The organism is Photobacterium carnosum, assembly GCF_021236965.1.
Classification (GTDB): Bacteria; Pseudomonadota; Gammaproteobacteria; order Enterobacterales; family Vibrionaceae; genus Photobacterium; species Photobacterium carnosum.
The window spans coordinates 16,297-39,658 of the sequence record NZ_WMDN01000011.1 but is presented as its reverse complement, the minus strand read 5'-3'; the positions used below and the strand labels follow the sequence as shown (position 1 = coordinate 39,658).

Annotated in this window: 20 protein-coding genes; all 20 read right to left on the bottom strand. The window is 36.1% G+C overall.

The features are described from left to right. Window positions 1-40: 40 nt before the first annotated feature. On the bottom strand, window positions 41-529 hold the full coding sequence (gene mreD, locus GLP24_RS11710) for a rod shape-determining protein MreD (RefSeq protein ID WP_101768493.1): 489 nt from the start codon (window positions 527-529) through the stop codon (window positions 41-43). After that, on the bottom strand, window positions 516-1,499 hold the full coding sequence (gene mreC, locus GLP24_RS11705) for a rod shape-determining protein MreC (RefSeq protein ID WP_232583885.1): 984 nt from the start codon (window positions 1,497-1,499) through the stop codon (window positions 516-518). Before mreC ends, mreD begins: the two co-directional genes overlap by 14 nt. 40 nt (window positions 1,500-1,539) lie before the next feature. After that, entirely contained in the window at window positions 1,540-2,583 is a 1,044-nt protein-coding gene (locus GLP24_RS11700) for a rod shape-determining protein (RefSeq protein WP_101768491.1), read from the bottom strand. Between the two features lie 229 nt (window positions 2,584-2,812). Next, a complete protein-coding gene (locus GLP24_RS11695) occupies window positions 2,813-7,117 on the bottom strand; it encodes a DUF6701 domain-containing protein (RefSeq protein WP_232616056.1) in 4,305 nt (1,434 codons plus the stop codon). Beyond that, window positions 7,114-7,548, bottom strand: a complete 435-nt coding sequence (locus GLP24_RS11690) for an MshP protein (RefSeq protein ID WP_232616055.1) — start codon at window positions 7,546-7,548, stop codon at window positions 7,114-7,116. Before GLP24_RS11690 ends, GLP24_RS11695 begins: the two co-directional genes overlap by 4 nt. Next, window positions 7,538-8,284, bottom strand: coding sequence for a PilW family protein (locus GLP24_RS11685; protein WP_232616054.1), 747 nt, complete (start codon window positions 8,282-8,284; stop codon window positions 7,538-7,540). Before GLP24_RS11685 ends, GLP24_RS11690 begins: the two co-directional genes overlap by 11 nt. Further along, window positions 8,284-8,934 (bottom strand): type IV pilus modification PilV family protein, encoded by a 651-nt coding sequence (locus GLP24_RS11680; protein WP_232616053.1) that lies wholly within the window; start codon window positions 8,932-8,934, stop codon window positions 8,284-8,286. Before GLP24_RS11680 ends, GLP24_RS11685 begins: the two co-directional genes overlap by 1 nt. Further along, window positions 8,931-9,419 carry a type II secretion system protein gene (locus GLP24_RS11675; protein ID WP_232616052.1) on the bottom strand — a complete coding sequence of 163 codons (489 nt, stop codon included), beginning with the start codon at window positions 9,417-9,419 and terminating at the stop codon, window positions 8,931-8,933. The genes GLP24_RS11680 and GLP24_RS11675 overlap by 4 nt, the downstream gene beginning before the upstream one ends. A 107-nt stretch (window positions 9,420-9,526) precedes the next feature. Beyond that, window positions 9,527-10,042: a type II secretion system protein gene (locus GLP24_RS11670; RefSeq protein WP_232616051.1), complete on the bottom strand. Its 516-nt coding sequence runs from the start codon at window positions 10,040-10,042 to the stop codon at window positions 9,527-9,529. 1 nt (window position 10,043) lies between these two features. Then, window positions 10,044-10,694 (bottom strand): type II secretion system protein, encoded by a 651-nt coding sequence (locus GLP24_RS11665; RefSeq protein WP_232616050.1) that lies wholly within the window; start codon window positions 10,692-10,694, stop codon window positions 10,044-10,046. Between the two features lie 124 nt (window positions 10,695-10,818). Then, window positions 10,819-11,280 (bottom strand): hypothetical protein, encoded by a 462-nt coding sequence (locus GLP24_RS11660; protein ID WP_152653856.1) that lies wholly within the window; start codon window positions 11,278-11,280, stop codon window positions 10,819-10,821. Next, window positions 11,261-12,481 (bottom strand): type II secretion system F family protein, encoded by a 1,221-nt coding sequence (locus tag GLP24_RS11655; protein ID WP_152653855.1) that lies wholly within the window; start codon window positions 12,479-12,481, stop codon window positions 11,261-11,263. The genes GLP24_RS11660 and GLP24_RS11655 overlap by 20 nt, the downstream gene beginning before the upstream one ends. A 16-nt stretch (window positions 12,482-12,497) precedes the next feature. Then, complete coding sequence (locus tag GLP24_RS11650) at window positions 12,498-14,207, bottom strand: GspE/PulE family protein (protein WP_232616049.1); 1,710 nt, start codon at window positions 14,205-14,207, stop codon at window positions 12,498-12,500. A gap of 3 nt (window positions 14,208-14,210) precedes the next feature. Next, a complete protein-coding gene (locus tag GLP24_RS11645; RefSeq protein ID WP_232600271.1) occupies window positions 14,211-14,996 on the bottom strand; it encodes a tetratricopeptide repeat protein in 786 nt (261 codons plus the stop codon). Window positions 14,997-15,184: 188 nt separating this feature from the next. Beyond that, window positions 15,185-16,834, bottom strand: coding sequence for a pilus (MSHA type) biogenesis protein MshL (gene mshL, locus GLP24_RS11640; protein WP_232616048.1), 1,650 nt, complete (start codon window positions 16,832-16,834; stop codon window positions 15,185-15,187). A gap of 13 nt (window positions 16,835-16,847) precedes the next feature. Next, the gene (locus GLP24_RS11635) at window positions 16,848-17,126 is read right to left on the bottom strand and encodes an MSHA biogenesis protein MshK (protein ID WP_152653852.1); all 279 of its coding nucleotides are present in this window, start codon (window positions 17,124-17,126) and stop codon (window positions 16,848-16,850) included. A gap of 40 nt (window positions 17,127-17,166) precedes the next feature. Continuing rightward, on the bottom strand, window positions 17,167-17,802 hold the full coding sequence (gene gspM / locus GLP24_RS11630) for a type II secretion system protein GspM (RefSeq protein WP_232577847.1): 636 nt from the start codon (window positions 17,800-17,802) through the stop codon (window positions 17,167-17,169). Next, the gene (locus GLP24_RS11625; protein WP_232614558.1) at window positions 17,802-19,280 is read right to left on the bottom strand and encodes an MSHA biogenesis protein MshI; all 1,479 of its coding nucleotides are present in this window, start codon (window positions 19,278-19,280) and stop codon (window positions 17,802-17,804) included. The genes gspM and GLP24_RS11625 overlap by 1 nt, the downstream gene beginning before the upstream one ends. A 164-nt stretch (window positions 19,281-19,444) precedes the next feature. Beyond that, the gene (gene csrD, locus GLP24_RS11620) at window positions 19,445-21,361 is read right to left on the bottom strand and encodes an RNase E specificity factor CsrD (protein ID WP_232576090.1); all 1,917 of its coding nucleotides are present in this window, start codon (window positions 21,359-21,361) and stop codon (window positions 19,445-19,447) included. Between the two features lie 473 nt (window positions 21,362-21,834). After that, entirely contained in the window at window positions 21,835-23,328 is a 1,494-nt protein-coding gene (locus GLP24_RS11615; protein ID WP_232616047.1) for a phosphoethanolamine transferase, read from the bottom strand. Window positions 23,329-23,362: the final 34 nt, after the last annotated feature.

The following is a 23,362-nucleotide window of genomic DNA, read 5'->3' as shown; positions in this document are numbered from 1 at the left end:
GGGGGATGCCTATTGGCTCCCCCTATAAAATTTATTTTTACTAACAAATTGCTAATTTACGTCGAATTCGGCGCAGCAATAAAAATAGCCACGGCCATAATATAAAGTTTAATAACACTGCCAAGAACTGCTGCGGATAAAAACTAATATTTGAAACTAAATATTCAGCCCAGAATTCAATTAATTTAGCAGCTAAAGATAATAACGCGATGATAATTGCTTGCTGCCACAATGATAAATTACGTAATACTCTAAAATTGAGTGCAATAATATAAGCAATCACTGACAACATCAGGCCACGAACACCCAGTGTTGAACCTAAAGTTAAATCCCATAATAAGCCGACCACTAAGGCTGTACCAACGTTGACGCGATGCGGTAATGCTAACACCCAATAACACGTCACTAATACTACCCATGACGGCCGAAAGGGTTCAAGTTCTCCCGGCCATGGTACGGCTTGCAACACTAATGCAAATAAAAATGACAACCAAATCCAGATTCGGCCATGTGCTTTATTGGTTGGCATTATTTACCTTCTTCGGTGTTGGCACGACAAGATCCGTTGGTTTTGCTGATGGCATATTCAATATTATAGGATCAACCGTATCAATAGGTGTAACCGCTGTCATTATCGGCTTACCGTCAGCAACGACTGTATTAACTTTCATTTTAGAACGATCGGTTGGCCATACTAATAAGAGATAACGTAAACGATCAAACTGGACTGTCGTCTTTGCCGTAATTTGTGCAAATGGACGTTTATTATCAAACGTAAATGATGTTACACGAGCCACAGGATACCCTTCAGGATAACGTCCTCCAAGCCCAGAACTCACCAGTAGATCACCCTTTTTAATATCGGTACTACTTGGAACATGTTCCAATAAAATCTGATGATTACGCCCACCACCAGTAGCAATAACACGAATGTCATTACGTACAACTTGAACTGGAATCGCATTAGTAGGATCAATGAGCAATAACACGCGGCTATTATGCGCACCGACATAAGAGACTTGGCCGACAATACCTTTATCATTGATCACAGGCTGGCCTTCATAAACACCATCAACACGACCTTTATTTATCATCACTTGATAACTATAAGGATCAGAATCAACGGCCATTACTTCAGCCACCATTTTACGTTCATCACGCACAAATGGAGAACCAAGTAACTCTCTTAAACGCTGGTTTTCTTGCTGTAATTGATCGAGTAATAACACATTACTTTTCATGACTAATAAATCACGTTTTAATGCTTTATTTTCTGTCAATAATCGTTGATGAGAACTGAATTGCCCACGTAGAACATCTAACATTTCACGCGGTAAATTGGCAGCATATTGCAGCGGTGCGACCGCCGAATTCAATAAATAACGAATATTGGCAAAAGCACCAAGACGACTATCGGCTAGCATTAAGCTAGCCGATAATAATATGGCAAGAAACAGGCGTAATTGCAGAGATGGACCTCTGCCAAATATAGGTTTCATATAACACTATAACCTGTTTAATTAGGATCCTATGATGGTATTATTCTTCGCTGAAGAGATCGCCACCATGCATATCGATCATTTCAAGCGCTTTACCGCCCCCACGCGCTACACACGTTAATGGATCTTCTGCTACAACAACAGGAATACCTGTTTCTTCGGTGAGTAGACGATCAAGATCACGTAATAATGCACCACCACCGGTTAATACCATGCCACGCTCTGAAATATCAGAGGCTAATTCTGGTGGACATTGTTCAAGCGCAACCATAACAGCAGACACAATCCCCGTTAACGGTTCTTGCAATGCTTCTAAAATTTCATTGGAATTCAATATAAAGCTACGAGGAACACCTTCTGCAAGGTTACGTCCACGGACTTCAATTTCAAGGACTTCATCACCAGGATAAGCCGAACCAATTTCATGTTTAATACGCTCTGCGGTTGCTTCACCAATTAGGCTGCCGTAATTACGACGAACATAGTTAATAATAGCTTCATCAAAACGATCACCACCAATACGAACTGATGATGAATACACCACACCATTCAATGAAATAACCGCAACTTCAGTCGTTCCACCACCGATATCGATCACCATTGAACCCGTAGCTTCAGATACAGGCATACCTGCACCAATTGCCGCTGCCATTGGCTCATCAATAAGATAAACTTCACGCGCACCAGCACCTTGAGCAGATTCGCGAATCGCACGACGCTCAACTTGGGTGGATCCACAAGGCACAGCCACTAATACACGTGGGCTTGGACGTAAAAAACTATTGTTATGCACTTGTTTGATAAAGTGTTGAAGCATTTTTTCAGTAACGTAAAAATCGGCAATAACGCCATCTTTCATGGGACGAATTGCGGCAATATTACCTGGTGTACGACCAAGCATAAGTTTAGCATCATGACCTACTGCAGCAACACTTTTGGTTGCCCCAGTGCGATCTTGACGAATAGCCACAACAGAGGGTTCATCAAGAACAATTCCTTGTCCTTTGACATAAATAAGGGTGTTGGCAGTGCCCAAGTCAATAGACAAGTCATTGGAAAACATGCCACGAAGCTTCTTAAACATAGTCTTCAGCTATTCCTGCAAGCGTTAAAAAATCGTAAATTGAACTCAATGTATCAAGTGCACCTAAGTGAAACAAGATCTGGATCGCGAAACCGCGTCTATACACGCAATTTATTTACGCTATGGGTTGATTGAGGCCTTTTTATATCGATATTTTAAAATATTACGACCAACCTTAACATCAGAATTAAAATCTATTCTAAATATCAACCCTTATATGAAACACGCATTACTGATAATTTAGATACGGAATCGACTGACCTGCATCATTTGTTTCTCCACGATAAATAATGCGATTATTACCATGATAAACCCCAAAGGTTACCGTTGCTGATGGGTCTTCATCGCCTATTCCACGCCAGTTATAACTTAGCCATGGTTGATTTGATGCGCTATCTTTACAATAAATTTTCGGCGTCTTAGCTATTTGGGTTGGCTTAGTGAATGCTGATAATCGCTGCCAAAAACGAATTTGCTGTTTAAAATCACCATCAGGATTCGCCATTAACTGGCTAAACAATGATTGACCTAAATTAACCTTGCCAGCACCAGACGTTGTTGGATTATTGGGCATATGAGGCGCGGGTTCTTGTATTAATATTTGACGACAATAATTAGCCCCATCAAATGTTGAAGCGGAATCATCGCTATTAGTGACAAACTCAGCGCCGTTCCAATACTCAATCCATAATGGAATCGTTAATGACTTACCAATATCACCCGCAGCATCTTGTAGTGCCATACGGCCATAGCGACTATGGATCAAACCTGTAATTTCGGCAGCACGTTGATTAATCGCATCCGTCAAATGTTTTTTCCAAAACCAAACATTATGATCTTTATCTGCCTTAAAGGTAGGACATCCATCAAAAGGACATTTTTCTAAAGGAAGAGCATGAATACCTAACGCAATGTCATAAGGTCCATCAGCTATTGTTGTTTTAGTCTTAATATTTTTTCGCTTAAAGGTTAAAGGTTCAGAACTAACAGACAAAGTAGCATTATTCCAATTCTTCTCCCAATCAACGGACAAATTAGATTGATCTAATCTTGAAGTTAACCAAGCATTAGAAACTTGATTTCTTGCCAATATTTCCATCGATTGTTTAAGCTTCTCATTAAATAATCCATAATTTGTTGTTGGCTGATTATCTTTATTTTGAGCTTCAATAGTAAAAGATGTTGTAAATGGTTGCCCCATATAAGTAAATGGTGATAATTCATTATGAGCATTTCTAACATCCCCATTCACCATCATAAAATGATCTGGATAAAAACGACCAATATGACGACGACTTGGATTGACCTTCATTCCCAAATAATTATTTAAATTTGCTTTTACCCATAGACTACCAACCTCTGACCACGAATTGTCTGCGATTAGTAAACCATTAAATTCTTGCTGACTATTATCGGTTTGAGGTTGACTTGAAAACACTCCCTTTTGACCATTATTAGGTGAATCTAAACCATCTTCAGATAGTATGACACCACCATTTAAAGATGGGGCCTCTGTAGCAAAAAAGTTCTGAGTTATAGGCCGATTACAATATGTCTGCTTAGATACATCGATCATTGCACTTTCTGAAGTAGAATCACCGCTTTGCCAAATTAAAGGTTTAGCGACAATATCAAATGGTTTGCCTGCGGCAGTATAAGCTTCACCACCATTAGAGGTACCGCTTGCATTATCATATTTATTTTTACCATTAAACGTTAGCGGACATATAGCAAACGTCCACGGGCGAGAGTTAATATCCAATACGCCATTAATACTTATGGATTTCGTTAAACGTCTCTTTTTTCCTGATGATTGTATTTTTTCAAAAGTATAGTTAGGATCCGTCACCTGCCATTTTATCACTCCCGCTTCACGATATTTCAATGTTAATTTTGAAGAAACACCCTTATCAAATTTAATATCTAAATAATCTGTAGCCCTAGTAGCACTTCCTGTAATAACTTCAACTTTAATTGGTGTTTTTGATAAATCAAAAGCTGGTGTTGTTGGCTGAATATAATCAGTTTTTAAATCTAAAATTTTCGGACCTGAATATTGAGTTAACGTTTTTGCTTTATTTCCAATTCCACAAATTTTTGCAGTAATCGTCGTATTAAATGTTTTTCCTGCAATAATATTTTCTTGTTTATTTGTCATACTAAAATAAACATCATCAGCTATAGAAAATTGATACTGTCCTGTAGCTGTTACAGTATTATTTTCAACACTAGCATTAATATTAACCGTCGTAACACCATCACTACGCAACCAAATAGTTGCGTTATTATTTTTAATATCAATTTTGTTTTTGTATGTATTACTACCACTGTTAAATTTAGTAACTCCAGAAGTAAAATCTTTTGTTGTTGACCACTCACCACTACTTGTAGAAGTTAAAGTAAACGAGGCCGTACCATTATAAGTATCACTATTCGTAGAATTAACATTAAAGGTGATATTTTTACTGTCACAAAGTGTTGATGTTATATCAGGGGATAATGTAAGGGTATAGTTAGGAGTAGATGCAAAACAAGAACTTTGGCCATTAATTTCAACACCTATCATTTTATAATTACCATGAGCATTAATAGCTTTTGCTGTTACTGCACCATTAATTCGAGATACTTCAGGACATGTTTCATAATTACTACACCCCTCAATATTACCATTAGAAATGTCTATCTCTCGTTCTGAATAAATAAGAGCAGTAATAGTACTACCATTATTAATTTCACTCCATGCATGCCCCGAACTTGGCTTATCATGAATATAAATTATCAAATCATCTGGATTATTTGACTCAGATCTAAGAGAAGAACTTACCATGCTTAAATTTTTCGCATGAACAATAGATCCATTTGGAAATATAATCCTTTTATTATTTAAATTTATCATATTAAAAAAATAAATTTTCTTATTATGAAGCTTATTAACATTTCCTTGATTATTTAAATTACCATCATCATTTGTAGGAAAATCACCTAGGTTTATTTTATTCGCCAACGGACCTTCTGGCTCACAAATATATCCATTACAAGCCTTATATGTTGGGTTACTACCATAATAAATATGATCGAAACCAATACGTTTTTCACCATGGGTGAATGGCACGCCTTTAATGATGATTTTAGGTTCTATTTTCAATGTTCCAGATGTGTTTCCTTGCCATGTTTGAATCGGACCAGGGAATAAACTACATGTAGTTTCAGACACTTGACGTTGAAAAGCCATAAAACCAACACTTTCATCATGATGTTTTCGTTCAATAGAACGTACATTTCTTTCATTTAGATCTTCATCATTAACAAAACTAACTTGAAGTGATTGCCCGCTATTTGTCCTATTACATAAACGTAACCAACCACCATTTGAACCTTTTCGAGAATTTTTTGATGCTAAAAACATTAACGGTTTATTTACTAAATCAGAAAAATCAAACGAAGTATTATCTATATCCATATAGGCATTACATTCTTCTTCTACTGGTTTTGTCACTGAGTCAGGAAAAACCAAATTATTCTGTAATGTGTTTTTTGTATTTCCTCGTCCAAGTATGAAGTTTAATCCTTTAAAAACTCCCTTTCCTTCAGCTTGTAAATAAGCAATATTAATTGCTTTTATATTATTATTAGTGTTGACTTCAGAACCATCTAACCCAATATATGTATTACCATTATAAATAATAGAATAAGGTGTTACCCATCGATTACTATTATTAGGTTGTTCATTAATAATGATCCCCATATTAGAAGAAAAACCATCATTAGAAATTGTTTTTACTAACTGAGAGTCAATTAAGTTATTTAATTTATTTTTATTTAAAACACTACCTTTATATAATGAGGTTTTCGAATCAATAAATTTAGTTAGAGAAACCGTACCTGCAATTATTTTCCCTTTTCCAGCAAGATCAATTGTACCTGGTTCAATAGCAAAATAAGTAATCAGAGGCATGGGTTTAACATACAATGAAAATGGAACGTTTCCCCATAACTTATTTTCAGATGTGATATGCTTACTCTCTAAATTTTTAAATTTTCTAGATTTTTTATTTTTTATTTCACTTTCAGAATTAATATTATTCCTGATAATCTCTTGATATTCACTCCAGTAATACCAATAAACTGAAGAATTATGCCCATCTAAATTTAGAAATTCATCATTATAATTAGCAATATCTTGTTTAACCGTAAATTTATATCCACCATCACTACTTCTAGATATACTAGTAATACGTAGAGTTGCTGGAGCATCACGGCCTATAAAATCACCAGAGCCATAATCGATAGTAGGCATGACAAAAATAAGAGGTTGAGACTTAAATTCTACCGGAATATAGTTAATGATTTTACCATTTACATCTTTTAATGGTTTTTCAATACTAATTGAACAGCCATTGTGACTCATTAAACAAGAGTTATCACCTATTGATATTTGATCAAAATAAAAGTTTGGTATATTTGATTCTGCGAAAGTTAATTGAGAATAAATAAACACTATGAAAATAATAAATATAGAATAAATTCGAATCATTTTAATCCCTTTGCCCATACTTCTTGTGTACGTGTCATGGCAACCTTTCCACTACCACATGTTGCAGTAGTTGTTAATTTATATTCATGGGTTTTATTTATCATTGCCGGTACACAGTTCATACTTATTATTTTGCACCCTTGTTGGAATATTGGCATCATTGTTCTTATTTCTGTTTGAGAATATAATTCACAAGCAGCAGCATTACTCACTCGCGGATCACCCAATGGAAATAACTTAGTTAACACCACTTCATTGCCAGAATTAGCAGTAAACCATGCACGAGTGCCAAGTACTTCTTTAGTGGTCATGATTTGGCTTGAAGCGCCTATTTTTGTCATCGCCATAGCCATAAAGCCCATCACAACAATCACAAACAATACTATCATTAAGCCACTGCCGCGCTGTTTAGTATAATGATTACAATACATTTAACACCTGCACACTGTGATTATAATTCGCAATTTCATTGGTCTTTGGATCGCTAAATTTAATACCAATTAATGCTATCGCACTACTATTTAATCCGGCGGCTTGTACTTTGGGCATAAACTCAATAATATTGGTTGCCATTAACACCCCATCGCTATTATTTACTTTACGAACAATAGTATTACCAAGCTGACAATAACTAATTTGATCGTGATATAAATAAAGTCGCTTACCGGGTGATGAGGTAGTGATTATATTTGAATCTTTTAACAATAATGTCCACATACCTTTATTCTCAGGAGAGGTATCTTTTTCTGCACCCGACATAACAACATTATTATCTTGGTATTGTTCTGCTGACGCAAAACCCACAGCAACATTCCAGTCTGTATTCAATTTCCAGACATCAGTATTATCAGGATCAAATGGAGAGATATTTAATTCATCATTGTTATTGGGTAAATCCGTATAATAGACCGCAGAACTCACAATCGGATAAAAACGAATACAACGATCCCCAACGATTAAACTATTAGGTGCAGCATGGCGGATCTCTTTAGTCATTCTCGCCACTAAAAAACGGGCTTGCGACTGTAATCGTTCACGATCTATCGTATTGGTATAACCTTTCACACCCAACGCAATATAACTACCGATACCAATCATGATGATCGACAGCACCACCATTGCGATCACCATTTCTAATAAGGTAAAACCTTTGTTGTGGTTACGCATTAATAATTCCCTTTATAGGCAATGTAATCATACTTACCATAACGCCCAGCATTCACTGTCACAATGATCTTTTTTAAATAGGGTTTAGGTTGTGATTGTTTTTTTAATGCAGCAAGATCAGGGCGATCATATTCAACATTAATTACCGCAAAAATATGTTTATATTTAGCATTATCAGAACTAGGGATAAGAGCCATTAATGTATTGGGATATTTACTCCGATCAATAGTATGAAGATCTTTATATCCTTGACACTGTTCTTTTGTCCCCCAGCAACCAATAAAATCATCAACATCATTTGAATATTGTGGTTGTGATTTTTCAAGTTCACCATCAGGTCCTAATGTCACGGGATTTGGATTAGAACCGATTGCAGAGCAATTAATAAGCTGACCCTTTTGATCATTCTCACCGCAACGATAAACACTGTCACCATTAGGATCTGAATTTTGATCAAACTGACGCGCCAGCACTTGATTAAGTATTGCTTCACCCATCGCCGCCGAGCGGGCTTGGTAATAAGGGAGCGCTGAACGTTCAACTTGAGGAAACAAAAAGCTGATCAAGGTGATCATTGCGATGGCTAATAAAACAATAGTGATGATCCCTTCGATAAGGGTAAAACCTTTTGCTTTATGATAAAGATTCACTGTGAACACGCCTCATCGGTTTTTTTGTAAATATAACCTTGGCTATTAATACAAATACTGGCTTGATGGTTATTTTTGGCCGTTATTGTAATTGTACAGCCAGATGCACAACTAAGCGCAGCCGTTGGTGACTGACTGACTGTCGGTTGCCCTAGTAAATTAAAAAATAACGACGAGGATCTACGGTTCAAGGGCTGTATTGAGAAAGTGGTGTGCGTTTGTTGATAGCGTAAGCTGTTATTAGCATCTTGACGGTTAGCATCACACACACCAAGACAATTTGATTCAACCGTTAGTGGTTGGCTATCACCATTCATGGCTGAAATTTGAAGCTGACGAATAAGTGATATTGCTTGATCGCGGGTGATCTGGGCATCAAATTCACTTCTCCCTGAAAAACGTGCAGCAGCCGTGGCACTGAGGATCCCAATAAGGATGATCACCATGATAAGTTCAATAAGGGAGAAACCTTGTTGTGACTTCACTTCGCCGCCTAATTATTGATATGTTTATTTAATTTATCAGGTTTTATATAAAAAAAGGCACTTTTCAGTGCCTTTAATTTTAATCTAACATCTTAATTATTATTTATTTAGTTAGCTTTATCTTCAGTTTTACATGCATTTGCATCTAAAGTAACTGTTGGTGTTGCACCAGATGTTGCAGGCGCTGTATAAGTTACGTAACAATTCTTTGGTACAGATGCAAGGTCAGCATAATTCTTAAATGTAAATTGAATTGACTGTCCTGCATCAGGTGATGTACCAGTACCTTTTACAGCAACAAAATCACCATTGTCACCATTAATACCCGAAACTGCTGCACCGATACCAGCTGATGTTGCAGCAGGGTAACCATAAACGGTCGGAAGTGGATTACCATCTACAGTAACTTCACCTGGAAATACTGATTCTTGACCTTCAATGGCTGATTTACCATACACAATGCCTGCTGCACCTTGAATAGCACCTTTCAAGCCTTGTAGAGATGCATTACGTGCATCACCTTGTAGGTTCATAAATTTAGGTGCAGCTGTTACTGCTAAAATACCCAGAATAACAATCACAACTACTAATTCAATTAATGTAAAACCATTTTGACGCTTCATACTATTTCTCTCTTTGTTTTTGTTGTAAATCGACTTCAACACGACCTAATGTCGGTTTATAGGTAAACGAATGTCCAGCTAATGGATTAACATCACCCGCACTGTTTTTACTTGCCGACGCTAATTGATAATAGCGACATTGTTTTGCTTCAGTAATAATCCCTTGAGGGTTAATACCATTAATATCTTTAATTTTTACATTTTCAACAGTGACATAAAACTCAGCCTTACCATCTGCAACTGTATTTTTCGATATTATTGCTAATGGCGGATTTTGCATTAACTCCTCTAACAAATCTACGCAATCGTTAGCGGTAATATCTAATACATTCAAAGTTTTACTACTGTTTAATGCAAAAGGATAACCCATGCGAATGTTTTTTTGTTGATCAACATTGGTTAACTTAAATTCAGTACCATCATAATTAACAATATTATTATTGCTATGATCGACCGGGCGACCATAAGCTTCCCATTGTGCTCGAGCTGAAATAACTGCAGTCGCAAACCCACCTGCCATTGCTTCAATGGCTGATTTTTTTGCAGCATCGGTAATATTCATAAATCGAGGTAACGCAGTGGCGGCTAATATTCCTAAAATGATAATCACAACGACAAGTTCTATTAATGAAAAGCCATTATGTTTTTTCATTTTAAATCCTTTTTAAATCACTTATTCACTAAATGACTAAAGTCGATAACCACTTAATACTTTATTACAATGTATCAATTGGTTACTTCAAATTTATTCTTTATTGCTATATAAAACAACAATATTAAATCACGATGTGTATTTTGCCATCAATATAAAAAATTGCCAATGCTTTATTATTAATCATATAAGTACAATGATTTTTAGCTATTAATCTACTATTCTTAACGTATAAATATTCATTATGACTACTATAATTAATTTTATTGGTAAGTAATAACCATAACTTTTCACAATTAAGTTTATTATCAATATTTACAATCGGCCAGCCTAATTGGGTATATTGAAAATCAATGCCATCAATATAATCATGTGATGGTTTATTATTCATTTCCCATTGTTGTTTTAAGTTTACAGCACCTTGGTAAAGATTCTTTTGGGTTAATATAAGCTGAATATCTTCTGCTTCATACTCAAGTTGCTGCCACTTATATAACAGTACACTAATAAGTAATAATATAACGGCAGCCCAAGCCATATTTTTTAGACGTGCTTCAGATTTCATTTTATCCATGTTGAGCGACATTAAGCATCCCCCACATAGGTAAGAAAATACCTAATGCAAGCATCAATACAATACCCGCAACCACAACCAGCATAATCGGTTCAATTCTGGCAGTTAATGTTTGTAAATCATACTCAACTTCGCGATCATAAAATTCAGCAGCTTCTAATAGTAAATCATCCACTTGACCCGTTTCTTCACCGACTGCAATCATCTGTAACACTAAGGGCGTAAAAACGTCTGATTGTCGCGCCATATGAGCAATACTACTACCACCTTCTATTCCCGTTTTCATATCAATTAAGCGTTTTTCTAGAAAAGCATTACCTAATGATTCGGCAGACATTTGAATAGCGCTATTTAACGGTACACCCGCTCGAAGCATTAATGCAAAAGTCCGTGAAAAACGCGCCATTTGAGCACGATTAACTATTGAACCGGTGATCGGCATACGTAACCGCCAATAATCCCACTTTTCTTGGCCTTTTTTCGTATTACGCCATAAACGGATAGCAAACCACACCGCTATAGAGCCAAGTATCATTGCTAACCAGTAATGAACAAAGAAATTAGAGGTGCCAATTAAAATACGAGTCGGTAGTGGTAATTCAACCCCAAACCGTGAAAACATAGAAGCAAACTGCGGGATCACCTTGGTATTTAATATTCCCATCGCAATAACAATCGACATCATAACAAACGTTGGATAACGCATCGCAGAAGAAATCTGACGGCGTGTTTTCATCTCTTGCTCATAATAATTTGCCAATTGCAGCAAAATCTCATCTAGCCGTCCAGTATTCTCACCAACATGGATCATCGAGATAAACAGGCGAGAAAAAACCCGTGGATGTTGTTGCATCGATGCTGATAACGCACGACCATTGGTCAAATCTAATGTTACGGCCGCTAATGTTTCTTTTAACAAGGTATGGGTTGTACTTTGCGATAAACCATTAAATGCTCGCAATAAAGGAACACCCGCCTTAGTAAGGCTATATAACTGCCGACAAAAAATCACCAGCACTTCAAGAGGTAACTGTGATTGAAATAATGACATTAAATCAAATGATTTAGCGCTCACTTTTATTTCTTTAATATCTAACGGGATCACGCCTTGGCGCAATAATAAATCAGCAGCACTATTTTCATTAGATGCTTCAATCGTGCCACGTTTAAGCTGGCCTCTATCGGTTCGCCCTCGATAACTAAATACAGCCATTGCTTAGCCTCTATTTTTACAGATCATCAAGTATGTCGCCTTCACCAAGTATCAAGACTTCATCAATCGAGGTTTTACCTGATAATGCTAATTCCATGGCTGATTCAATTAATGGTTTATAACCTTCACTTTTTCGGGCTAATTGCGTGAAAAGCACGGCATTATTTTCTCGTAATGCATCCATCATATTTTGACGCATCTCAAGTAACTCAAACACCCCAATTCGACCTTTATACCCACTGAAATTACAACTATGGCAACCACGTCCATGCTTGAATATTTGTTTTTCATGCGCAGGAAATCGCGTTTCTATCCATATTAATTGGCTTTCTTCTAACACATCATCTTCTATACAATCAGGGCAAATACGACGAACTAAACGCTGTGCTAATACGGCTCGAACAGAACTCGCCACTAAATAACCCGGCGCTTCCATATCTATCATTCGCAATGCACTATCGATAGCGTCATTGGTGTGTAGTGTTGAAAGAACAAGGTGACCAGTTAATGCCGCTCGCAAACCAATTTCAACGGTTTCTTGATCGCGCATTTCACCAATTAAAATCACATCAGGATCTTGACGTAAAAATGTTCTTAAAATAGAAGAGAAGGTTAAACCAATACGATTATTTACTTGAACCTGATTAACTCGTGGTAAACGGTATTCCACCGGATCTTCAGCCGTGATCAACTTTTTACCTGGCTTATTTAATTCATTTAAAGCGCCATAAAGTGTCGTCGTTTTACCTGAACCTGTTGGTCCTGTGACTAATAGCATTCCATGTGGTCGTTTTAATTGGCGACGAAAACGTTCTACTAAATCGGCAGGCATACCAATTTCATTAAGGCTGAGAATACCAGCTGATTGATCTAATAATCGCATTACCACCGACTCACCATGTTGAATCGGCATGGTAGAAATACGAACATCAACCGAATGGTCTCTTACTTTGATATTAAAACGACCATCTTGTGGTAGCCGTTTTTCTGATATATCTAAACCACTCATTAATTTCAGGCGTAATACTAATGCGGCAGAAACACTACTTTCTTTTAATAAAGTTTCATGTAAAACCCCATCAATCCGCTGCCGAATACGCAACACATCGGCATCCGGTTCAATATGAATATCTGACGCTCCTACTTGGATCGCATCTTCAAACAACGAGTTAATTAACTTAACAACCGTTACTTTTTCTTTATCGGTATCTTCCATACCATAAGAAAAACCTTGATCTGATTGGTGCTCAGCTTTCAACTGTTCAGCAAAAGAAGCAATTTCTTTGGTTCGACGATAATAGCGATCAAAAGCAGCCAGTAATTGACGTTCAGGAGCGATAACTAATTCAACACGATAATCATGAAGTAGATCAAACACCGCTTCTTGGGAAGTTAAATCAGCAGGATCACTCATCACAACCCGAACAGTGTCACCTTGTCGTCCTAGAACTAATGCCCGTAAACGACGCGCATTCACTTCGGATAATAAAGAAATATTATCGCGATCAATATCAACCTTAGTCAAATCAACTAAAGCAATCCCTAATTGTTGAGCCAAAAATTGTAGCATTTTTGTTTCGGTTAAAAAGCCCATATTAATGAGCGTATCACCAAGTTTTCTGCCCGTTTGTTGGTGTTTTTCTAATGCTAAATCAAGATCATTTTGAGTAATAATATTAGCATCAACAAGAAGATCGCCAAGGCGCTTTCGTAATCGAAGAGACATTATTTACTCCTTATGTTGCTGTTTAATTGCATTCAACCGTTGTTGAATAAACAATTGAGAAGAAGATGATATATTTCCTACAACTAACGCCTTGTGGTAAGACGTTAACGCTTTATTGATAGCTTTAGTTTGTTCTTGGACAATGGCTAAGCCCATCCACCAACGACCGTCATTAGGTGCTCGCTGAATTAATTGCTGGTAACAAGCAAGGGCGATATTATGATGTTTTAGCTGCTGAGCCAGTGCACCACGCATGGCAAGATACTGGATGCTCATGTGACCACTTCGCTCATTCAGCACCGTTAATGCTGCCTGCAACTGTGATTCATTAATTAATAATTTGGCCAATGTTAACCGTAAATCAACTTGATTTGGCTGGGCGGCTAATCCACGTTCAAGCGTCGCTATCGCTTCCTGTACATTACCTCTTCCATAATATAAGGCGGCTAATTTTTGTCGTGCCATCACCCAGTGAGGTCGATAATACAATGCTGATTCAAGATTTAAGGCAGCTTGTTTACTATTTTGCTGATCTAAGGCTTTTTCTGCATTGAGATATTCAACATTTGCCAATTCATTGGGTGTTAATGATACGGTCTCAATCGACAATTCACTTTTAATCGGCCGTGATACTTTTTTTTGTTTTTGATGCTCTTCCGCTAAGCCTTGTTCATAACCATTATTATATCCATCATCATAAACACTTTGCTCATCATGATCAGTGATAACTGGTGAATCAATTACATCAGTTGCCGCCATGACAGGCATTGTTACCGTACTAATCATCATGCTAAAACAACTAAAAATAACACCATATAACGATATTAATTTTCTCTTTCGAGTAAAGTTTTTTATTTTCATCACAGTTTCTTTTTTTATTAATAAGGTCTAACCGTTGATAACTAGCAACAGGCAAGACCTTTTTGATGAGCAAACAAAGTTATAGATTTCTATAAAAGAAACCGAAGAATGACGACCTAAGCTTCATCTGGAAACCACTGATTAATTAAAGATCGAGATCGCTCAATTTCTTGCTGCCAAGTATGATCAGTAACCACTGTCGGTTTTAATAAAATAACTAATTCTGTTTTATGTTTCACTCTATTGGTATGACGGAATAAATTACCTAGAACAGGGATATCACCCAGCAATGGCACCTTAGTCACTTGATCGCTATAGCTCGTTTTCATCAAACCACCAATAACAACAACATCTCCAGAACGAGCATGAATAATAGAGTCTGATTCTCGAATAGTACTCTTTGCTAATGGCAATTGATAAGTACCATATTTTTCGCCTAAATCGACACTTTTAACGTCATTTTTCACATCAACGACAACGGGATGTACATGTAATAATACGCCGCCTTTATCATCAATTTGAGGTGTAACATCAAGAGAAATACCAGAGAAGAAAGGGGTTAATTGAATATCTGGAGCTGAACTACTATTATCCCCAGAAACATTACTACTTGAAATGTTGGTAACAAAATATTCGTCACCACCCACTTTAATAACTGCTTTTTGGTTATTTGCTGCCGTCACGCGAGGGCTAGATAACACATTCAAATCACCTTGAGTGGAAAGAAAACTCATCACAGCATTAAAATTACCGTCAGTGATCGTTATATTGGCTTGGCCATTAACGATACTAGCAACGGCACCGCGAGCACCTTTTACAATAGCGCCAACAGAGCCGCCGAGACTACTGGTTAAATTATTCCAATCAATCCCTTGTTGATAACTATCATCAAGTGTAACTTCCATAATTTTTGCTTCTAAGACAACTTGACGTGTTAATCTTGCTTGCGACATACCAAGAAATTGTTTAACTTCTCGAAGTTCATTGGGATAAGCGCGAACTGAAATTAATCCGGCTTGAGGTGAGACCATAACATTACGACCATCCCCTTTACCGATCATTCCACTCACAACTTTTTCTAATTGACCCCAAAAATCACTCTTAGACGTCGTTTCAATTGTTGTCCCACCGGTAGTGGTATTATTATCATTATTACTATTACTGCTGTTATTATTGTTATCACTATTATTGTTGCTATTGTTGTTATCACTATTATTGCTATTGTTGCTATTACTACTATCATCACCCGTCGCGGACCCAGTAGTAATCGATGTGAGTGACACACCTTTACGTTGTAACTGTAAATAGTTAACCGGTATAACATCGGTACGTAATGATGCGGGGAAAACTTGAATGATATTTCCTTGACGAGTAATGTGATAGCCATAAATATCTGAAACGACATCTAAAACATTATCTAAAGTAACATCTTTTAATTTCATCGTAATTAGACCTGTGACATTAGGATCAATAACAATATTAAAAGGTGTCCCTTTAACTAAACTCGTAAAAAACACATTGGCATCAACATTTTTAGCATTAATACGAAAACGTTTATCTAACACTTTATTAGATACGGGGGTATTGGCTAATGCAGGCATCAAATCAGCACTTACTGATGGCGGTAACGTAAACTGAGGCTGACTGCTTGACTCATTAACTGCATTATTTAATGCTTGTTTTATATCTGTTGGATTATGGTGTCCCATATTAGTTGAACAACCAACTAATGATGAAATCATAATAGCTAAAATGACTCGACGCATACTTATTTAACCTTTAATTTATTCTTATGTTTTCAGCGAATAACGCCAATTGCCATTTTTTACCATTACGACTTAAGGTAACGGTATTATCAGTAATATGTGTTAATTTATATCCTTGAACGCTTCCACCTAAACCAACAACGATTCCATTCAAAATAACGGAACAATGTTCACCGCCACAAATGATACTTTGTAATATAGGTAGTTGGGATCGAGATATAACACGTACCTTATTATTATTTATCCATCCTAATGGCGCGGTCGGATCTTGTGCTGCAAATGTCGGCTGCATAATAAAACCAGTTACCAATATAATTATCAATGCTCTATATTTAACCACCGATAAAGTCCTTATTCTCACCTAATGTATAAACTTGTAATTCAATATTAGCCAAGGGATATTTTTCAACTTGATAATTCAAACTTAACCAATAATACTTAACAGGCAAAGTTTCTAATTTTTTTAAATAATCAACCACATCAAAATAACTACCACGGAAAGTTAAACTCACGGGATGCATAAAATATCCCACATCATTACCAGGAATTAATTGCTGCGGTGGCAATGATGTCATAGATTCTAACGTTAATGCTGAACTATGTCGTAACACCTGCTCTAGTAATCTAGTCATTTGCGTCGGTGTAACTAAACTGCCTATTTTAGTTTCAAGTTTTTTTGCTAATCTATTATTTTGTTGTTTATATTTCTCTATTTTAGTTTCAAGTTCTTTATTCGGATTAATAGCTAATTTTCTTTTTGCTATAATTATTTCATTTTTTACTGTTTGAATATCATTATTTGCATTTAATAATGACATTTTTATATTCTGAGATGTAACCATCTGAGGCTGAATAACCAACATAAAGCCAATGAATATAATTGCAACCCATCCCGTAATAGCAATTAGCCATTGCTCTCGACGAGACAAAGTTAAAAAACGCTGATTTAATTCTCGCCACAAGTCCATTAATGAAGATCCTCAATTACATGTTGGTTCTTTACGGCTTGTAAACTAAATGTCACCACATTTTTATCATTTCGTCCTAGTGACATTTTTTGGAAACGCCTATTCATTAACGATGAATAACGATTAAATACTCCAACCCAGCGTGGAACAGCGTCAGGATTACGTGCCATACCATTTAAATCCATCAATTTACCTGCAACATAAATATGCTGTAATGAAATATCACCATTAGACGCATCAGCTAATTGATTTAATAACTCTGCATAACCAACTTTTAAACTGTCATCATGTTTGTAAATCGCTTTTAAAGCATTTTTTTTTGTAATTAATTCAGTCTCTAATTTTTTAGCTTGTGATGCTTTAAGAGGATCAACCACCATCGAGGCAATTTTATCTGTCATCAAATGAAGCTGATTTTTCTCTACCGTCAATACTGATTGCTGGTGATCCAGTTGTTTTTGTTGCTCCATATTTTGCCATTGATTAAAACCGAACCACCCCATAAAAATAACAATGAGTATCCCCCAACTCATAGCAAGATTAGAAAGTGTCATCCACTCTTTAAGCGGTAATAAACTATCTCGATATAAGTTTAAGGCTGAGTTAGAAGAGCGCTGTAAAGCAGCCCAACCAAGTCGAGATACATTACAGTCAATATCGATAGCAACATCATCAATCACTTTGACATTAATATTTAGACGCTGATTTAATTCATCGGCTAATTTTTCATTTTGTTGTTTATTACAACTAACGATCAATTGATTAATAGCATCGCCACGTAATTGGGCACTAATATAATCTAATGAACGCTGCAATTCTAACGCTAAGTTATCCAGTTGCTGTTGGCGATTTTCTACTATTGAAGTATCTAATGTTGATAATGAAACCCCACGCAATTGACGTTGAAAACAGAGGTTTTGCTCATGAAAAGCAGTTAATTGAAGATCACCACTCTCATCACTATGAATAATTAACTGGCTACGGTTCGCCTCTGTAAAAGCACTCCAAACCACATCTTCAACAGTGATATCATTAACGTGACATCCAGCATTATTACACGTTAGTATTATATCGGTAATTAATTGTCGAGAAGCAACAATAACCTGCAAATGCCCACTGACAATGGCAGGAAAACCATCAGCGATCAGATCAGCAGGAGAATCATTAACTAAGTCTTTTATTAAAAACGGTAAGGCGATAGGTAATTCTTCAGCACTTAAATTAGGCTGATCAATAATTAAACTCTGATATGACCCATGACCTAATACTATTTTTACTAGATAACCAGATAATTGGTGCTTAATAATTAAATCATGTGCGGCATTATTCCAATCAGAAGTGGTCGATACCGCAGTGCGATCAACAATGAAATGGTCATGATTCTGCAGAACAAGAACAACCGTCGTATCCTCAAAAACAAGAGATGCGACAGATTTAGACGCATTTTTTTTAAAAAACTTAAGAAGACGTTGTTTCATATGTACCTAGAAATAAACATACTTTAGTATGATATTATTTAATAATAAAATTGATTAGACTTCAGACATTACGGAGCATAATACATCATAAAACCCTTTTTAAAAAATAGTCACGAGCACAATCGTCACCTATAAGTAATAAGGTTTTTTATAATAAATTTTACTTATATTCTAATTTCAGCTGCAAAAAGTCGCCCTTGTGCCGCAACCACACCGAGCTGTTGTAACACTCGCCATTCCTTGTTGGTTTCTACTCCAACGGCAATTACTTTTGCATCACTGTTTGCACATGCTCCAAGCATACTTCTAACAAATAATTGATTCTCTTGACGCTGATGAATATCTCGCACTAAACCACGGTGTAATTTAATATAATCCGCTTTAATATCTTTAATATAGTAAGTGCTAACTATCGTTCTTCCTGCTTGTGAAACAATAAGTTTACAGCCAAGCCCTGTCAGTACACGTAATACTGGCCGTATCGTATCAAGATGCTTAACCAACATGCTTTCTGATACTTCAAACAATAATCGATTCAATACTGGCCGCGGCAATTGTAATAACTCGTCTCTTAGCCATTTGACAAATTTTTTGTCACGTAAACTAATGGTGGTAATGTTAACCGCATAACTATTGTCTGCCGATTGCTGTTTGAGTAACAGTAAGGTTTGCGTAATAACCGCCCGATCAAAGCGCACCGAATAACCCACTTGTTCGACGGCTGACATAAAATGTGAGGCTTTAATAATATCGCCATTATCATCTTGAATACGAGCCAATAAGGCATAACTCATTATCTGTTCATTTTCAGCCATAATAATCGGTTGCTGATACAATAATGGTCCACCTTGAATTAAGGTTTTATCAATCAACGTTCGCCAACGTACATTGCCGCGTGATTTATCCCATTGGTGATCTTTGTTAAAGCTATTCCAACTGTTGGCACCCTGTAATTGCGAACTGCGTAAAGCGGTATCAACTTCATCCATAATCCGTCCACGACGATCGCCACCATGAAAATATGTCACCCCAATATGACACCAATTATCTTTTTCCATTGGCGGTGGCGGCGATAAACGTTCAACCGCATTTAATAATTGATGGGTAAATATTTTAATTTCTTTGGCGGGTTGCTGAGGAATGAGGATTGCAAACTCAGCGTCAAAATATCGTGCAAGGACGGTATCAGGAAAACGCTGAATGAAATTAGAGAGGATCACACTAATGTCTTGTAACAACTCATCAGCAATACTTCTTCCTTGCTGAGCACACATTTCGTCCCAGTCACTTAAACGCAATAAAACAACAGCACCATGACTATCTTGATCTTGCACCATTGATTGCAAGCGACTATCAAATAACACCCGATTCGCAGTACCTGTTAATTGATCTAAAAAAGTATGGGTACGAATAAAAGTATCAAACCGACTGCGTTCTTGACGGGCATCTTTAAGCTCACCAATTAATTGATCGAGAGCCAAACTTGCTGTTGCTGGCCATTCATAATCATTACCTTCAGCATATTGCTCAACTCGACCAGCCAAAATCATCCGCCCACGCTCTTCTAATAATTCAGAACCATGAAGTTGAGTGCGCAACCAATGAACACCACGTATTAACCCTAAAATGACAATCAACATCGCTAATGAAATTGAAGACATTGCGCCTAGAGAATAGGTGAATTCACTATACAGAGGAATTGCAGTAATCGTTACTTGATAACCGGGGTGTGATGGCAGTTGATATTGATGATGATAAATAACATTAGGATCAGGAACAATTTGACTACCTTTAAAATCAAATAATTGCTTCTTGCTATCATTAATAGTTAACGTCACCACATTACTGGCTTGCAATAATGTCGGTAGCCAGCGAGGTAAGGCTTGGGCTCCTTGAGGATCAGCTAACTCTTGATCAATAACCGTCACTACCCCATCTAGATAATGCACTAACGAATCTTGACCGAGTTTACGAAAACTCAATGCACCACCAATAAAAATAACTAAAATCGCGCAAATCACGATCATGGTAACAAAGGCAACTAAGCGATTTGTTAACTTCATCCTTGAGGCTTTTCTCATAGCATCCTTACTTTACATATGCCATTAATATCAATAGGTAATCATCAAACAATGTTAATCATTTTTCCTTGCTAAGCATACGCTACATTAGGTCTGTTAATCGATTATTAATATTACAATAAAGGAATAATACTTTATTGACTGGATCACCGCAGCCAACATAATTACCTATTATTTGACGATCAAGATCATCAGTAAGATCATGTTTTTGAGTATAATCAACGGCTTTTATTACTACTCATCCAGAAGCACTAGCTACAGGAGCCGTTGCTGGTATGGGGCTCATTTTAACCAGTAGCCAAACTATAAAACGTGAATTAGATAATGGTTTATTAATACACGTTTTATCAATATTAAGCCAACCAATAAATGCAATTTATGCCTATTATCCTAATAATAAAATTACCATCATGTTAAAACAAAATTATTTATCAAACAAAAATCATCAATAATGGAATCTGCTAATAAAAAACCTAAAAAGGTTGATATTTATAATTACCACCTTCATGTTTAATTATTTCATCAGGATCATTTTTCAAAGATCTAAATAACACCATTTTATTACCACTTAATACTTGAATATTATTATTTTCTGGCAATTGATAAACATTAAGTGATGGTAACTGTATTGTTTTAACCCCAATCCAATTAGAAAAAATAGACATGAAATTAAATGCACTAATGTGCTTATTCAACGTTATATGCTGATGAATATCACTGGCGATTTCAATTAATGGTACTTCATAATTTTGTTTATACAAATCACCATGCACTAATTGTGTCTTTCCTTTGATAGTGCTGACATTATTTAAACCATGATCAGAAAAGTATATTAATGAATAACTATCTTGGGTTACTTTTAAATCATTAACAACTTTTTTAATAATCGTATCAGTTTGGTTATATGTTGATAAATAACAAGATAAGTCTTTATCTTTTAACCTATAAATATCCTTTTTTATCCGATCGCAAAAATTCTCATGGGATCCCATGATATGCAACACAATTAATTTGGAACCATTATAAGGCTGTGCTAATGCCTGTTTAAATAACGGTAATAGTGCATAATCACTAGTATTATTGGTAAGAAAATTACCTTTTTTTAAAAATTCTTTTTCTGAAGCATGAACGGCTATTGCAGAGACCGCCGTATCATATTTACCAATAAACCCTTGATTTGATAACCATATTGTTTTCATTTTTGCTGCATTGGCTAACGTGACAATATTATCAACAGGATGCAAGTCTAAGCCATGACTGACACCTAATGTTCGAGGTAATGAAACAGCAGTATGAGATGCCGTCGATAAATAGCCATTCACAAATATACCCGGAGTTGTTGCTAAAAAAGGTGTGGTATTCAGTGGATAACCATAACTCGACATATAATCTTTACGCATGCTTTCACCAATAATTAATACATAAATTTTATATTTTGGTTTAGCCTTTAAAATAGTCCAATTAGCTGTTTGATGAATACTTTCTTTTAGTGCCTTTATTTGAATAATGTAGTGTTCAGTACTGGTATAGCAATGGGATATAAATAAACTTAGTGATGAAAAATAAAAGCATACACATCCAAATAGAAAAGCAGTCTTACTCCATTTAAATATAAATTCAACCCGTATTAAATAATAAATAAACGTTACCAATAAAATCATATTAAGGATCCATATCTTTATTGGAATAGCTAATAAGAATTCAATACTTTCGCGTTTGTCTGTTTCAAATAAGGATGCAATAATACCGATATTTGGATGTCCATAAATATAACCCGACTGGAAGTATAATACAGCAACCAATCCAATGGGGAATATGAAAACCCATTTAAACCAACGTTTAGCTGATAAAAAAATCAATGCTAAAAATAAGCATCCAGCCACTATTATTATTTTATTCTCGTATCCAACACCTAGTGTTAGTAATAAAGACAATAATAATGTAATAACGATATCTAAATATTTCATAAATATAACAAGATAAATAATGAGAGAAAGAATA

What these genes read in the sequence shown, in the direction of transcription:
- csrD (WP_232576090.1), bottom strand. Translation starts at nt 21,361, where the DNA reads ATGAGAAAAGCCTCAAGGATGAAGTTAACAAATCGCTTAGTTGCCTTT.
- GLP24_RS11635 (WP_152653852.1), bottom strand. Translation starts at nt 17,126, where the DNA reads ATGCAGCCGACATTTGCAGCACAAGATCCGACCGCGCCATTAGGATGG.
- GLP24_RS11645 (WP_232600271.1), bottom strand. Translation starts at nt 14,996, where the DNA reads ATGATGATTAGTACGGTAACAATGCCTGTCATGGCGGCAACTGATGTA.
- gspM (WP_232577847.1), bottom strand. Translation starts at nt 17,802, where the DNA reads ATGGACTTGTGGCGAGAATTAAATCAGCGTTTTTTAACTTTGTCTCGT.
- GLP24_RS11700 (WP_101768491.1), bottom strand. Translation starts at nt 2,583, where the DNA reads ATGTTTAAGAAGCTTCGTGGCATGTTTTCCAATGACTTGTCTATTGAC.
- GLP24_RS11625 (WP_232614558.1), bottom strand. Translation starts at nt 19,280, where the DNA reads ATGAAACAACGTCTTCTTAAGTTTTTTAAAAAAAATGCGTCTAAATCT.
- GLP24_RS11690 (WP_232616055.1), bottom strand. Translation starts at nt 7,548, where the DNA reads ATGTATTGTAATCATTATACTAAACAGCGCGGCAGTGGCTTAATGATA.
- GLP24_RS11615 (WP_232616047.1), bottom strand. Translation starts at nt 23,328, where the DNA reads ATGAAATATTTAGATATCGTTATTACATTATTATTGTCTTTATTACTA.
- GLP24_RS11660 (WP_152653856.1), bottom strand. Translation starts at nt 11,280, where the DNA reads ATGTCGCTCAACATGGATAAAATGAAATCTGAAGCACGTCTAAAAAAT.
- mreC (WP_232583885.1), bottom strand. Translation starts at nt 1,499, where the DNA reads ATGAAACCTATATTTGGCAGAGGTCCATCTCTGCAATTACGCCTGTTT.
- mshL (WP_232616048.1), bottom strand. Translation starts at nt 16,834, where the DNA reads ATGCGTCGAGTCATTTTAGCTATTATGATTTCATCATTAGTTGGTTGT.
- GLP24_RS11650 (WP_232616049.1), bottom strand. Translation starts at nt 14,207, where the DNA reads ATGTCTCTTCGATTACGAAAGCGCCTTGGCGATCTTCTTGTTGATGCT.
- GLP24_RS11665 (WP_232616050.1), bottom strand. Translation starts at nt 10,694, where the DNA reads ATGAAAAAACATAATGGCTTTTCATTAATAGAACTTGTCGTTGTGATT.
- GLP24_RS11685 (WP_232616054.1), bottom strand. Translation starts at nt 8,284, where the DNA reads ATGCGTAACCACAACAAAGGTTTTACCTTATTAGAAATGGTGATCGCA.
- GLP24_RS11670 (WP_232616051.1), bottom strand. Translation starts at nt 10,042, where the DNA reads ATGAAGCGTCAAAATGGTTTTACATTAATTGAATTAGTAGTTGTGATT.
- GLP24_RS11695 (WP_232616056.1), bottom strand. Translation starts at nt 7,117, where the DNA reads ATGATTCGAATTTATTCTATATTTATTATTTTCATAGTGTTTATTTAT.
- mreD (WP_101768493.1), bottom strand. Translation starts at nt 529, where the DNA reads ATGCCAACCAATAAAGCACATGGCCGAATCTGGATTTGGTTGTCATTT.
- GLP24_RS11655 (WP_152653855.1), bottom strand. Translation starts at nt 12,481, where the DNA reads ATGGCTGTATTTAGTTATCGAGGGCGAACCGATAGAGGCCAGCTTAAA.